This is a genomic window from Dyadobacter tibetensis Y620-1 (assembly GCF_000566685.1).
Taxonomy (GTDB): Bacteria; Bacteroidota; Bacteroidia; order Cytophagales; family Spirosomataceae; genus Dyadobacter; species Dyadobacter tibetensis.
Map to the genome: position 1 here is coordinate 14,012 of NZ_AZQN01000012.1, position 13,640 is coordinate 27,651.

Annotated in this window: 10 protein-coding genes; 3 read left to right on the plus strand and 7 right to left on the minus strand. The window is 38.9% G+C overall.

Translation table 11 applies throughout. The features are described from left to right. Window positions 1-42: 42 nt before the first annotated feature. The 3 genes from X939_RS0121085 to X939_RS0121095 all read right to left on the minus strand — a co-directional run bounded on the left by X939_RS0121085 (window position 43) and on the right by X939_RS0121095 (window position 6,007). The gene (locus X939_RS0121085; RefSeq protein WP_025765260.1) at window positions 43-2,496 is read right to left on the minus strand and encodes an ABC transporter permease; all 2,454 of its coding nucleotides are present in this window, start codon (window positions 2,494-2,496) and stop codon (window positions 43-45) included. A 183-nt stretch (window positions 2,497-2,679) separates the two neighbouring features. Next, on the minus strand, window positions 2,680-5,085 hold the full coding sequence (locus X939_RS0121090; RefSeq protein ID WP_025765261.1) for an ABC transporter permease: 2,406 nt from the start codon (window positions 5,083-5,085) through the stop codon (window positions 2,680-2,682). A 244-nt stretch (window positions 5,086-5,329) separates the two neighbouring features. Then, window positions 5,330-6,007: an ABC transporter ATP-binding protein gene (locus tag X939_RS0121095; protein WP_025765262.1), complete on the minus strand. Its 678-nt coding sequence runs from the start codon at window positions 6,005-6,007 to the stop codon at window positions 5,330-5,332. Between the two features lie 159 nt (window positions 6,008-6,166). Here X939_RS0121095 and X939_RS0121100 point away from each other — a divergent pair, with 159 nt between their 5' ends. Beyond that, window positions 6,167-6,538, plus strand: coding sequence for a four helix bundle protein (locus X939_RS0121100; RefSeq protein WP_025765263.1), 372 nt, complete (start codon window positions 6,167-6,169; stop codon window positions 6,536-6,538). Between the two features lie 65 nt (window positions 6,539-6,603). On the opposite strand, the gene X939_RS0121105 is transcribed toward X939_RS0121100, so the two are convergent. Further along, window positions 6,604-7,857 (minus strand): efflux RND transporter periplasmic adaptor subunit, encoded by a 1,254-nt coding sequence (locus tag X939_RS0121105; RefSeq protein ID WP_025765264.1) that lies wholly within the window; start codon window positions 7,855-7,857, stop codon window positions 6,604-6,606. A 229-nt stretch (window positions 7,858-8,086) separates the two neighbouring features. Between X939_RS0121105 and X939_RS0121115 the strand changes: the two genes are divergently transcribed. Both X939_RS0121115 and X939_RS0121120 read left to right on the plus strand, forming a co-directional pair. After that, window positions 8,087-9,400 (plus strand): sigma-54-dependent transcriptional regulator, encoded by a 1,314-nt coding sequence (locus tag X939_RS0121115; RefSeq protein ID WP_025765266.1) that lies wholly within the window; start codon window positions 8,087-8,089, stop codon window positions 9,398-9,400. Between the two features lie 9 nt (window positions 9,401-9,409). Continuing rightward, window positions 9,410-10,717, plus strand: coding sequence for a sensor histidine kinase (locus X939_RS0121120; RefSeq protein WP_025765267.1), 1,308 nt, complete (start codon window positions 9,410-9,412; stop codon window positions 10,715-10,717). Between the two features lie 92 nt (window positions 10,718-10,809). Here X939_RS0121120 and X939_RS0121125 read toward each other — a convergent pair whose 3' ends face one another. The 3 genes from X939_RS0121125 to X939_RS0121135 all read right to left on the minus strand — a co-directional run bounded on the left by X939_RS0121125 (window position 10,810) and on the right by X939_RS0121135 (window position 13,503). Next, window positions 10,810-11,367, minus strand: coding sequence for a fasciclin domain-containing protein (locus X939_RS0121125; protein WP_025765268.1), 558 nt, complete (start codon window positions 11,365-11,367; stop codon window positions 10,810-10,812). Window positions 11,368-11,653: 286 nt separating this feature from the next. Further along, window positions 11,654-12,796 carry a beta-1,2-mannosidase gene (locus X939_RS0121130; protein WP_052353518.1) on the minus strand — a complete coding sequence of 381 codons (1,143 nt, stop codon included), beginning with the start codon at window positions 12,794-12,796 and terminating at the stop codon, window positions 11,654-11,656. Between the two features lie 104 nt (window positions 12,797-12,900). Then, a complete protein-coding gene (locus X939_RS0121135; RefSeq protein WP_025765270.1) occupies window positions 12,901-13,503 on the minus strand; it encodes a YceI family protein in 603 nt (200 codons plus the stop codon). Between the last annotated feature and the right edge of the window lie 137 nt (window positions 13,504-13,640).

Here is a 13,640-nt window from a genome sequence, read left to right on the forward strand (position 1 = left end):
CATGGAAAGGATTAACCTTCAGATTAAGGCTTACCGCCTCAATTATTCACTCCTTAAACTCTTCACGGGATTCATAACAGCTGCTTTTATGCTTTTGAAACCGATTGTAACCAACGCAATCACCAAGGTAATTGCACCAGATATTACAAAAACCCACCAAGGAATGTCTGTTCTATATTCAAAATCTTGAAGCCATTTAGACATAAAATAATAACCCAAAGGAAATGCTAGTAATAACGAGATGGCTATCAGCTTTAAGAAGTCTTTGGTAAGCAGACCCACTATTTGAATCACCGAAGAACCCATCGTTTTCCGGATTCCTATTTCTTTGACCCGTTGTTCAGTGCTGAATGTAACCAAACCTAATAGCCCCAAACAGGCTACCAGGATGGTAAGAAAAGCAAATATCCTTAGGATGTAATTGAGATTAGCCTCCTTGGTATAGGTTTCATTATACAGTTCGTCCAAAAAAGCGTAATGAAATGCCTCCCCAGTCCCAAAATCATTCCATTTGCGTTCAATATCAGCCAAAAGGTTTTTTGTATTGGAAGCATTAGACTTGATAATCAGACTGTAATACGGATTATATATCATCATAAGTGGCTCTATGGGCATCCGAAGCGAACGGGAATGAAAATCTTTTATCATGCCAATCACTTTCAGCTGTTGTCTTCCACCATGATTATCAAGGTGCTTTTCGAAGGTTTTACCTATTGGGTTGTCATATATGCCAAGAAACTTTGCGGCTCTTTCATTGATTATTACATTATTCTCTTCAGTTACATATTGATTTGAGAAATTCCGACCAACTAACAACTTCATACCTAAGGTTTCCAGATAGTCTTCATCAATTCCGTATAGCATTACTCTACGTATCACGCTAGGATCGTCTTCAGGGGAAATGGTTTGACTATTTGAGTCAGTCGGACCGGCAGGAATGAATGCGGAATTCGTCAAATTCTTAATTCTTGCATCATTTTTGAGCTCGTTTTTAAAGGCTTCGAAATTACTTCCGAGCTTACCCGCTTCTCTTAAGACAATGAGGTTGTCACGGTCATAGCCAATATTTTTGGTTTGAATGTAATTCATTTGCCGGCTTACCACTATTGAACCTATTATCAAAAAAACGGATATGGCAAACTGAAAAACGACTAGACTACTTCTTAATCCTTTGCTTTTTCCCGTGATAATACGTTTTTTAAGGGAGTCAATAGGTTGGAAGGAGGACATAAAAAACGCGGGGTACCCACCTGCCAGAATACCTATTATTAAGGTTAAAACGAAAATGGACAATATATAAGGAGTAGCATACAGACTATCAACCGTTAAATTATTATCCGCTAATTTGTTAAAAATAGGTAAGGTAAGAATTAGAATAACCAGTCCCGCGGTCATACTAAAGACGGTGAGCAACATGGACTCAGTTAGGAATTGAAATATAAGCTGTATTTTGTTCGAACCTAATACCTTACGCATCCCTATCTCCTTCAGTCGCTTGGTGGCACTTGCCGTAGAAAGATTCATGAAATTTATACAGGCAATCAATAACATAAAAATAGCGACTATGGTAAAAATATAGACGGTTTTAATATCACCACCAGCTTCAAAGCTTCCAGATTTAATATCAGAATATAGATGAATTTCTGTTAGTGGTTGTAAAATCAAGCCAATTTGATTGCCCTTTTTTACAAATTCATTAAAGTCCATACCCATAGCTTCTTTAAGCTGGTCCGACATGTATTTTTTGGCAATAGCAGGTAACTGTGCTTGGAGTTTTTCGATATCTGCATTTCTATCCAGCAGTAAATACGTTGCGTAGCTTCCAGAAAGCCATTGTTGGTTATCTGCATCTGGATTGCCCAGCATGGATACAAACACATCAAAATGAAAATGGGAATTTGAAGGTACAGGTTCTATGATGCCAGTAACGGTATAAGTACCCGACAAATCATGGTATCCCGCATCGTAATAACCAATTCCCTGAATCTCTATATTTCTATTCAGTGGGTTCGCATCACCGAAATATTTCTGTGCCTGCGTTTTGGATAGGATTACAGTATTTGGTTTACTAAGAGCAGTTTTAGAGTCACCAGCTATAAGCGGTAATGTAAACACCTCAAAAAAGTTAGGATCAACAAATGCCAAATTACCAGATCCTACCAGTTTCTCACCCATTTTAACCTTGAAATTGTCTGTATTATTCGCAATTCTAGTGGAAGATATAACTCCAGGAAGCTCATTTACGAGGGTCTTTGCAACCGGAGCCATTACTTTGGATTCTTTAAGTTCCTCTCCACTTATTCTACCATTCAGGATTACCCGCACTATCCTCTCCGACTTTTCATTGAAGCGGTCATAAGAGAGCTCATCCATCACAAAAAGTGAAATAATCAAGCAAGAGGCAATTCCCAAAGCCAACCCAGTGACATTGATAGCAAAAGTCGATTTGTTTTTCGACAAACTCCGCCAGGCAATTTTTATATAATTTTTAAGCATAGCTTTTATTTAATTAGAGTTTAGGGCATAGAAAAATGGCTTCGTTGTATTATTGGTATTCGTTCTTAAATCATTTTTTCAACCGTTTTTTCAAACCCCCAATTCACCATTAGTAATCGACCACTTCTCATGTTACATTACACTTTTAACTATTAACCCCACCATTCACTAATTCCCACTTGTTCACTCCGAACTCAAGACATTGGACAAATTGATCATGGTCGCTTTTATAGAATAATATAAAATAGTGAACATGGTTAATAACAGGACTAAACCTGCAGAAACAATAAAGGGAATGGGGCTGATTTCCGATTTATAGGTGAACGTGTCCAACCATTTAGATAGAAAATAAAAGGCAATAGGAAAGGCTAGAAAGCAAGCAATACCAACTAACCCTAAGTAGCTTTTAGCCAATAGGAAGACGATTTGAGAACCTTCAGCACCCAATACTTTTCTCACTGCAATTTCCTTCCTCCGCTGTTGCGTGGTGTATGCAATGAGACCCAGCAAACCCAAAAAGGCTAATGCGATGGTTAACCCACCAAAGGTTGAGAAAAGTTGACCTCTTTTTTGGTCCACTTCAAATTGTGCGTTGAAATCCTCTTCAGCAAACGAATATTTTATAGGCTCCTTAGGAAATAATTCCTTATAAATGTTTTCAATTACCGTAATTGCATTTGCGACATCCGTACCATCGATTTTAAACTGCATCGATCTGTTGTCATGCGTGTATGTAAGCATGAGTGGCTCAATAGGGTTGTAAATAGATCTCATATGAAAATCCTTTACAACGCCAATAACATAAAAATAAGGTTCAGAATCATTTCCCTGATTTTTGATTCTTTTACCGAGTGCTTTCTTACCCCAACTCATTTTCCTAACAAATGCCTCGTTTACCAATACATTAATGCAAGAATCAGGTTTGTCGGAAGGTCTAAATGGACGTCCCTCGGCCATCTCTATTTTGAAATTATTTAGGTAATTTTCGTCAATACCAAAATTATCTATCCCTTGAGAAGTAAAACCATCTTCCGTTTCAATTTCAAAAAGATTATAATTTTGACCCCTGGCCCCTGGAGTATAATAAGAGGTAGAAACTTCCCGAATTTTCGGACTCTGCAAGGCTTTATTCTTTATAAAATCCAAAGTTCCGGACATTCGACCCTCAACTGAAGGAATGGAAAGTACCAAGATATTTTCTTTGTCATAGCCTAAATCTCTATTTTGCAAAAAACGGAGTTGGTCATAAATAATCCATGTAGAAATCAGCATGATTATAGATACCACAAATTGAACCACCACAAGACTTTTACGCAACCCTTCGTTCGAGGAAGCCTTGGACAATTTGCCTTTTAAAACGACTAAAGGATTAAACCCAGAAAGATAAAATGCAGGATAACAGCCCCCGATAAAGCCCGCAATTAAAACGATAATTAGCGTGTAAAATAAAGTCAATGGCTGAATTATATCCGAAATAGTTAATGCCTTTCCAGAAATCTGATTAAATATAGGTAGTAGCAATCCTATGAGCAGGAAACTAAAGCCAAATGATATAAGGGACAGCAGCATTGACTCCGTTAAAAACTGAGCGATTAATTGCCGTTGAATTGAGCCTGCCACCTTACGAATTCCAATCTCTTTAGCTCTCCGAGCCGAACGAGCGGTTGTAAGATTCATATAATTAATACAGGCAATCAGTAGCAATAGCACTGCTACTGCAGAAAAGGTGTATATATAGTTTATATTTCCAAGTGGCTCCGGCTCATATTTCAAACTACTCTTTAAATGAATATCAGCAATTGGCATTACGCTATAATTCATTTTGACACCTAAGGCCTCAAAAATGGACTTTTGATAGGTAGGATAAATATTTGTCAGTTCTTTCTCAAAAGAATTGGGGTCAGATCCTGGTTTCAATAAAACGTAAGTATAGGCGCCAAAATTACCCCATTGCTCTGGCCTACTGAGTATATCATTTAAAGTAGATAAGGAAATAAGCGAATTAAATTGAATGTGTGAATTTCTAGGCACATCTGCCATTACTCCAGTTATTTTATATACTTTGGTGCCTTCACCTTCCAGAGATTTCCCCAAAGCCTCCTGAGGATCTCTGAAAAATCTCAATGAAATTGCCTTTGTTAAAACGATACTATTGGGTTCCTTTAAGGCCGTTTTAGGGTCACCAACAATAAAGGGATGCTGAAAAACTTCGAAGTTATTACTATCGGCATAGTACACTTTCTCAATATAAAACTCATTTCCATCATTCTTCAAAAGTGTTTTCTGACTACCTGGCAAATACCTAACAGACGCTTCAACCTCACTATAATCGTTGGCAAGAGCAGGACCCATCACCATTGAAGAGATGGCAATACGATCGGTTTTCTTAGGCTCTACTATTTCGCTATTGACGCGATATATTCGATCTGCCTTCTCATGGTAATTATCAAAACTTACTTCATCCTGGATATAATAGAATAACAGCAAGCTAAAGGTGAGTCCGATGGTCAAACTTAAAATATTGAGAGCCGAAAACCCTTTATCCGACATTAAACGCCGCCAGGCAATTTTTATATAATTTTTAAGCATGGGTTGTAGGGGTAAAAAGGTTAAAGGTTAAAGGTTAAAGCTGTTTGCTTTCACAACGCATTTAAAATTGTCAAGCATTTCTGCTTTCAAATCGAACAAACTGAAAAAATATTCCTTCTTTAACATGTAGTTAAGAATTAATTGAACTGGATTGCCATAGCTTACAACCATATATCACTCACTTTTAACTTTACCTTCCCCCTTTTAACATTTAACTTGCCAACATTTAACAATATTTCTTCCTTTACACATGAAAATTCTCCGTAACAATCTTCCCGTCAAACAGATTGACGGTTCGGTGGGCGAAGCTGGCGTCGTAGGGTGAGTGGGTTACCATGGCAATGGTGGTCCCCTCCTCATTGAGTTCCTGCAACAGATTCATCACATCCTTACCATTGGCAGAGTCTAGGTTACCGGTTGGCTCATCGGCGAGAATTAATTTGGGCTTCGCTACTACCGCACGAGCTATGGCTACACGCTGCTGCTGCCCTCCGCTGAGCTGCTGCGGAAAGTGATTGCGACGGTGCATCATATTCATCCGTTTCAAAGTAGCCTCTACTTTTTCATCCCTTTCTTTGGAAGGTACTTTCAGGTATAGTAATGGCAATTCTACGTTTTCAAATACCGTCAACTCGTCTATCAGATTAAAACTCTGAAAAACGAAACCCACATTCCCTTTCCGCAGCTGCGCCCGTTGTCGCTCTGACATTTTCTCAACATCCGAACCGTAGAAATTATAAGTACCACTACTGGGATTATCAAGCAGGCCAATAATATTCAATAATGTGGACTTCCCACAGCCCGAAGGACCCATAATGGCTACAAATTCACCATCATTAATAGTAAGGTTAATCCCGTTAAGCGCAGTTGTCTCTACCTCCTCTGTAGCGAATATTTTTTGAAGATTGGTAATGGTTAACATGGTATTAGATTTTAGGTTTTTAGGCGTTAGGATTTAGAAATTCACAGTTATTTATTATACATTTTTTGGATATAATCATGATACAGACCTCCTTTAATTCAGATATATGGCGCATTTTATTTATCTTGATTAAGTTATTCATCAACAATAAAATAGATTATGAAAAAATTTCAAGAACTAATCATTTGGCAAAGAAGCCATGAGCTTACACTTCAAGTTTATCGGCATTCTAAATCATTTCCTCCTAATGAAATATATGGTTTGACCTCTCAAATACGACGGTCAAGTTCCTCCATTCCTACGAATATTGCAGAAGGCTGTGGTCGAGATTCTGATGCCGAATTATGTCGTTTTATGATTATTTCCATGGGTTCAGCGTCAGAATTAGAATATCAACTAATATTATCAAGAGATTTGGGATACCTAAATCTCGAAACTTTCGAATCATTAACAAATGAGTTAACCGAAGTCAAGAAAATGCTCAATAGTTTCATTCAAAAAGTAAAAGCAAGGCAAATTCTTAAACCTTAAATATTATTTATTAGGTTTTATCCATATTAACACAACCTAACACCTAAACCCTAACACCTATGTAGCTAATTCCTCAACTCCAGCACCTCCTTCTCCCCAAAATTCCCGTAAGAGCTAGTAATGACCTGGTCGCCTGGTTTCAGGCCATCCAGCACTTCATAATATTGCGGGTTTTTACGCCCCAAAGTAATATTCCTTTTCTCAGCACGCTGATTATTCTTATCCACTACATAGACCCAGTTTCCACCAGTATCGGAAAAGAAGCCACCAACTGGTAATAAAATCGCTTGTCCTGGTTGACCTAATTCCAATCGAATTGGAGAAGATTGACCTCTGCGTATACCGTTTGGAGTGTTTTTTTTGAAGATCATATCCACGGCGAATCTTCCGCTTTTTACTTCGGGATATATTTTGACCACCTGCATAGGATATACCTTGCCAACAAAGTCAAATTTGGCCTCTAGGCCCGAAAAAATTCGAGATATATAATGTTCATCTATCTCAGCACGAATCTTAAAACCATTCATGTCATCAATTTGTCCAATATTTTGACCTTGATTGATGTTCGAGCCAATTTCTACATCAATGGAAGACAGTAATCCGGAAACGGGTGCTTTCACGACCAGATTTTCCAGAGTTTGCCTCCATAAATCCACATTTTTTTGGGTTCTTGCCAGCGTTCCTTCCAATTGTTTAATCTGAATTTCGGCATTTTCCTCTTGGTATTTTTGAGACTGAATTTCGATACTACGCTCCTGAACCAATTTATCATAATCGATTTTACTTTTAGTAAATTCTTTATCTGAAATCACCTTCTGATTGAATAGTACCTTGTTTCTGTCATGTACGTCTTTAAACTCAGCGATCCGGTAGTCCAGATCGTTCAACGTTTTGTCGAGATTAAATTTCTCCACCTTCAACCGTTGCCTGGTATTTTGGAGGTCATTTACGAGCCGGCTCGCTTCCGTTTCCGACTGCAAAAAGTTAAGTTTGAGTTGCTGATTTTCTAGGCGAAGAATAATATCTCCTTCCTTCACCATATTGCCACCCTCTACCAGTTTTTGAGTAACATAACCACCCACGATAGCATCCAGCTGAATCGTTTTCAAAGGTTGTACCACCCCTTGAATAATGATGAATTCATCAAACGATCCGTTTTTCACTTCTGAAATCGTTATTTTGTCCGTTTCTACGTTCAATTTCGAGCGGTGATCTGCAATCAAAAAGTTATACGCCAGTAAGGCAATCACCATTACAGCCCCCCCAATGATTGCGATTCGTTTGGTATTCCAATATTTTTTCTCAATTTTCTTGTCCATCGTTGGTTCAGATAATATCAACACTACTTCCAGAGTAACAAAGCTGTGCCATCAAATACAAACCATTGATTATGAAGAATTTAAAATAAAAAATTATCATTTTTATTGATCGAAAACGAACACATATGTCCGATTTCGGACAGTACTTGACAAGCACTTTATATTGCATGACGCATTTCTTCAGAAAGGCGTAAATTAGTAGTTCTATCACCACTGACATACCAAACCCATGGCCCATATTCTAATAATAGATGATGATGTTGACATTTTGAGTGCCGCCAAATTGTTTTTGAAACGACACTTTTCTGAAATCACCATCGAGAAGAAACCGGAGAAAATTCCCTTCCTTTTGAATAACTACTGTTATGATCTGATTTTGCTGGATATGAATTTTACGCAGGATTTGAGCTCTGGAATGGAAGGATTTCATTGGCTAGATAGAATTTTGGATCTAAAACCGGAAGCCAAGGTGGTACTCTTCACGGCCTATGGGGATGTTGAAATGGCGGTCAAATCCATTAAACTTGGAGCAAAAGACTTTGTACTAAAACCATGGAACAACCAAAAACTATTGGACAGCCTTCATGCGGTCCTGGATGAACCTGTACCGAAAATAAACGAAATAGAGCATGAGTTAATAGGTGAATCGGTGGTTTTACGAGAAGCAATGAAACTGATGCTTCGGGTAGCAAAAACCGATGCCAATATTTTAATTCTGGGCGAGAATGGAACAGGTAAGGACCTTATGGCCAAAGCCATACATAAAAACTCTACTAGATCAAAGGGGCCCTTTATCCGGGCAGATATCGCCTCCTTACCTGAAACACTGGTTGAAAGCGAGTTATTTGGCCATGAAAAGGGTGCTTTTACCGACGCTAAAACGACCCGAATTGGGAAGTTTGAAGAGGCCGACAGGGGAACACTTTTTCTGGACGAAGTTGGGAATTTATCGCTCACCACGCAACGGAAGCTATTGAACACACTTCAGAATCGTACGATTGTAAAACTTGGTCAAAACAAAGAAACGAAGCTCGATATCCGGTTGATTTGCGCCACCAACGAGGTCATTAGCGAAAAAGTTGCCTCAAATGAATTCAGAGAAGATTTGTTTTATAGGATTAATACCGTTACCATTGAGATGCCCCCCTTACGCAACCGTAAGGGAGACATTGAGTTGTTGGCCTCCCATTTCCTGAATATTTATAACAAAAAATACAATCGAAAAATAGCTGGTTTTTCTGCCAATTTAAAGCAGAAAATGGAGCTATACGCATGGCCTGGGAATGTGCGAGAACTGCAACATGCAGTAGAGCGTGCGGTTATTTTATGCCAAAATAATCTCTTGGAAATGGCTGATCTATTTGGTTCCGAACGAGAAATGTCAAGCTCCCCGAAGTTAAAAAGCTATGATCTGGAAGAGGTTGAAAGGCAGCTCATTTCAGAAGTCATGCAACGCCAGAGGGGAAATATTTCGGAGGCAGCAAAAGAACTCGGATTATCTAGAGCGGCATTATACCGTCGTATTGAAAAATACGGTCTTTAATATTTAACCATGAAAAGGTTTTCAATTCAAATCATATTACGCATTAGTCTCCTAGTACTTACCGCCAGTGCTTTGCCCTTTTTGGTAGCTCTGAGAATGTACCTGGCTGCCTGCTTAATTGGAGTGATATTGCTATTTCTAGGCATTTCTCTATACCGTGTTACCACATCGGTCAACCGAAAATTGACCCTATTCTTTGAGTCAATAGAATATTCCGATTTTACGGTGAAACTCAACTCTGACAGTCAAAAGGGAAATAGTTTTGCCGATTTGAATAGCCGTCTAACCAATGTGATGGAGATGTTCCGAGCCTCACGCGCTGAAAAGGAAGCAAATTTTCATTTTTTAAATACGGTACTACAGCATATTGACGTAGGAATTATCTGTTACAAAAAGTCTGGTGAAGTGGAAATTATGAATAAGGCTGCTATCAGACTTTTAGATCTTCACAAACTTCGAAAAATCTCGGATTTACGTAACAGTAACAAGGGCAACTTGTACGAGTCTATTCAGGAGATCTCCATACCTGGGCGGCTTATGTATGAAAGTGAAGAAGGCCGACAACTTTCCATTACTATCACCAAATTAGAGTTACAGGGTAGAACGGTTAACATTTTAGGAATACAAAATATACGCACAGAACTCCAAATAAAAGAAGTGACAGCCTGGCAAAACCTTACCAAGGTATTAAGACATGAAATCATGAATTCCATTGCTCCAATTGTCTCTTTGGTAGGTACAATGCGAACCATTTTATCCGAAGATTTTGTATCGAAAGAAGGTATTGAGGAACCTCTGGAAGACCTTAATCTGGCATTGTCTACGATCGAAAGTCGGGGCAATGGAATAATTGATTTTGTAAATGCCTACCGTGATTTCACGACTTTACCAAAACCCGCATTAAAAGTCATATGGGTCTCAGATATCTTAAGACACTTCGAAAATTTAATACTATCAACCCCTATAGACATCAATATCATCCATAATTTCGAGATAGAATGCGACCAGGGCCAAATTGAAATGGTATTATTGAATTTGGTCAAAAACGCCGTTGAAGCAGTTGGAGACTCTGAAAATGCCCGTATTGAAATCAAAACTTATTTACAAAATTCTCACAAAATCATTGAAGTTATGGACAATGGGACCGGTATTGTACCGGAAGCTATCGATAAGATATTTGTCCCATTTTTTACGACAAAGAAAACGGGTTCGGGTATAGGTTTGAGCCTTTCAAAACAAATTATGCAGATGCATGGTGGTGACTTACGCGTAACCTCACAGCAAGGTATAGGTACAAGCTTTGGAATGATTTTCTGACCTGATAAAAAATTATGTAGCCTGAAAATAAAAAATGATTGCAGCGCCATCTTAGCTTCTGCAATCATTTATAAATCGGTGCGATTTGAAATTTAAGGCATTAATACCTTATCAATTACATGAATCACGCCATTAGATTGGTACACATCCTTAATAGTAACCATAGCTTTATTGCCCTTCGAATCCATCACCTCAATTCCTTTACCTTTCTTCATAAAAGTCAATTCTTCTCCCTGAACTGTTTTGGCCATGGCTTTGCCTTTTCCGTCTTTAATCATCTCCATTAAAGAGGCAGAATCAATACGGCCCGAAACCACATGGTAGGTAAGAACAGTGGATAACATTTCTTTATTTTCTGGTTTCAATAAATTGTCGACGGTGCCTTTAGGAAGCGCTTCAAATGCCTTGTTCACAGGGGCAAAAACCGTGAATGGGCCATCTCCAGATAGAGTTTCAACCAATCCTGCAGCCTTTACAGCTGCCACGAGCGTCGTGTGATCCTTTGAGTTTACGGCATTTTCAATAATGTTTTTAGACGGATACATGGCGGCTCCGCCTACCATTACGGACTTTTCAGATTGCGCGTAGGCAGAAGCGGTAAATAACAAAGCAAGGCCTAAAAGTGTGTTTTTGATACTGATCGTTTTCATAGAAATATTCAAATTAAATTTCCATTATATACGACCATATCTACAAGTTTAGATTGAAAGTGTGTAAAAAATAATAAAAATAATTTCAAGAAATCACACTAACCAAGCCTTATTACCCTTACCATAAGCCTTGTATTGGTAAAGAATTAACGGATAGATTTCTTCCATCTAAGATTTCCGTCATCTTACTATTTAAGTACATTTCCCCTTTAATAGGTTACCTGTTAATGACGATCTGGATTAAACCGATATATCCAGTGAATACGGTTGGGAAACCGGGAATAAATTAAAATGGCAGAGGATCCCCGGGTGTTTTTTTGCTGGGGTCGAAAATAGCGAGACCAACTTTCGAATCGGCACAGCCATAATATAGTAACCATTTATTTTTAAAATAAACCATACCCTCAATAAAAACGGTACCGGCTTCGTATTGACCACTTTTCTCAAACGGTTCCATTGGTCTGAAGAAAGGCAGGTCTAAACGCTCAAGTACTTTTGTAGGATCGTTTTTATCGAACAGAACTTGTCCCGCGCAGTAGCTATTGGGGGTAAAACGCAGATCTCCTTCGGCTCCCTTATCGTTTTTCCCATTATAAAGGAGAACAATACCTTTATCCGTCAAAATAGCTGGAGGGCCACATTCTGTAAGATTACTATCGAAATATCCTTTTCGAGGAGAAATAAGGTTTTTAAGATTTCCATCTGTATTTATTACGGGTGTCCAGTTAATCAAATCCGTAGAAGTTGCCACATTTACATTTGCTTCGCCGAAGTACAACCAGTATTTACCATTGAGTTTGGTGATAACCTGCTTATCGCCTTCCAGACGGGTGAGTATAGAGCCCGATTTGGTCCAGATCTCATTGAACTTCCCTCCATAGGCCTTCTTAAAAATAGGGCCATGTTTCTTCCATGTGATCAGATCGCGTGATGTGGCTACCCCAATCCTGGCCTTATCCTGATTCCATTGGGTATAAAAAATTACATATAAACCATCGGGCGTTACGGCTACTCTAGGATCTTCACATCCTCCAGGCCATTCAAATTCTTTCTGAGCATCCTTGTCTGGAAACAGCACAGGGGTTTTCCGTCTATCAAAGGTGACGCCTTCGGCACTCTGAGCGAAACCAATTCGGGAAGTGCGCTTACCAATTTCCTTTCCTGCCTTATCTTCGGCACGATACAATACTACCACTTTGCCCTCATGAATCGTAGCAGCAGGATTGAAAGTATCGTTAGACTCCCAATCGAGCATACGCTGGTTCATGGGGCAAAAAAAGCGGGTAGTAGAGTCTGGGGAAATTACTGGATTGACCCCCTGGGGTCGTTCGAAGCCGCCAAAAGCCCAGTCTGGTAATGGATTGATTGACTGTCCCCGAGCGGTGATGCCAATCAGCAAAGACAGTATTAACAGGTTAATTTTTTTCATGTTCAGAATTTAAAATGGATAGATAGGATTCGAATAAGATAACAAATCCGACCCAGCAACTGAGTCGGATTATATGCGGACCATGACGGGACTAATAGGTGGAATTACATACCCGCAACCAGATTAACGTCCAAAGTAAAATCATCCATAATGGCTTTGTCGCCCAAATTTTCAAAGAAATTAGTAGACCTGAATTTAATATCATATTTGGTACGGTCCACAGTAACCTTCGCTTCTGCTTGTACCTTACCCGCGTTCATTTTGACCGTAGCCGGAAAAGTTACAGGTTCAGAAATGCCTTTTATGGTCAGATCTCCACTGATATTGTACTTGTCCCCGCCAGTTGGAGTTGCCGAGGTTATAACCAATTTGGCTTGAGGGTGCTTTTCAACTGAGAAGAAATCATCACTCTTTAAGTGATTGGTTAGTTTACCATTCATATCATTGTCCTTAATATCGGTAACCACCAATGACTTAACATCCATCAAAAAGGTACCACCTTTAAGCTTTTCTCCATCTAATATCAGGCTTCCACTAGTAATGGGCACATAGCCGTCATGGCTTCCTGTTACCTTTTTTGCATGCCAAACCACTTTACTATTTTTGGTATCAACTTTCAGAGTCTTGTCCTTGGCACCATCTGTTTCTGCAAATGCAGCCGTATGTAAGAACATTCCGGCCAAAAGAAATACAAAGCATTTTTTCATCTTTAATCGCATTTTAGGTGAATAGTATTAATTGCACTTAAAGTTATGATTTTAATCCAATCTAACTTAACCAGAGGGGAATAAAAACCATTCCAGAATTTCAATAGGCAAACACAGTGCCCTCCAGTACATTTTAG

Coding starts and splice junctions, on each gene's coding strand:
- X939_RS0121130 (WP_052353518.1), bottom strand. CDS start 12,796: ATGAAAAAAATTAACCTGTTAATACTGTCTTTGCTGATTGGCATCACC.
- X939_RS0121085 (WP_025765260.1), bottom strand. CDS start 2,496: ATGCTTAAAAATTATATAAAAATTGCCTGGCGGAGTTTGTCGAAAAAC.
- X939_RS0121115 (WP_025765266.1), top strand. CDS start 8,087: ATGGCCCATATTCTAATAATAGATGATGATGTTGACATTTTGAGTGCC.
- X939_RS0121100 (WP_025765263.1), top strand. CDS start 6,167: ATGAAAAAATTTCAAGAACTAATCATTTGGCAAAGAAGCCATGAGCTT.
- X939_RS0121090 (WP_025765261.1), bottom strand. CDS start 5,085: ATGCTTAAAAATTATATAAAAATTGCCTGGCGGCGTTTAATGTCGGAT.
- X939_RS0121125 (WP_025765268.1), bottom strand. CDS start 11,367: ATGAAAACGATCAGTATCAAAAACACACTTTTAGGCCTTGCTTTGTTA.
- X939_RS0121095 (WP_025765262.1), bottom strand. CDS start 6,007: ATGTTAACCATTACCAATCTTCAAAAAATATTCGCTACAGAGGAGGTA.
- X939_RS0121135 (WP_025765270.1), bottom strand. CDS start 13,503: ATGAAAAAATGCTTTGTATTTCTTTTGGCCGGAATGTTCTTACATACG.
- X939_RS0121105 (WP_025765264.1), bottom strand. CDS start 7,857: ATGGACAAGAAAATTGAGAAAAAATATTGGAATACCAAACGAATCGCA.
- X939_RS0121120 (WP_025765267.1), top strand. CDS start 9,410: ATGAAAAGGTTTTCAATTCAAATCATATTACGCATTAGTCTCCTAGTA.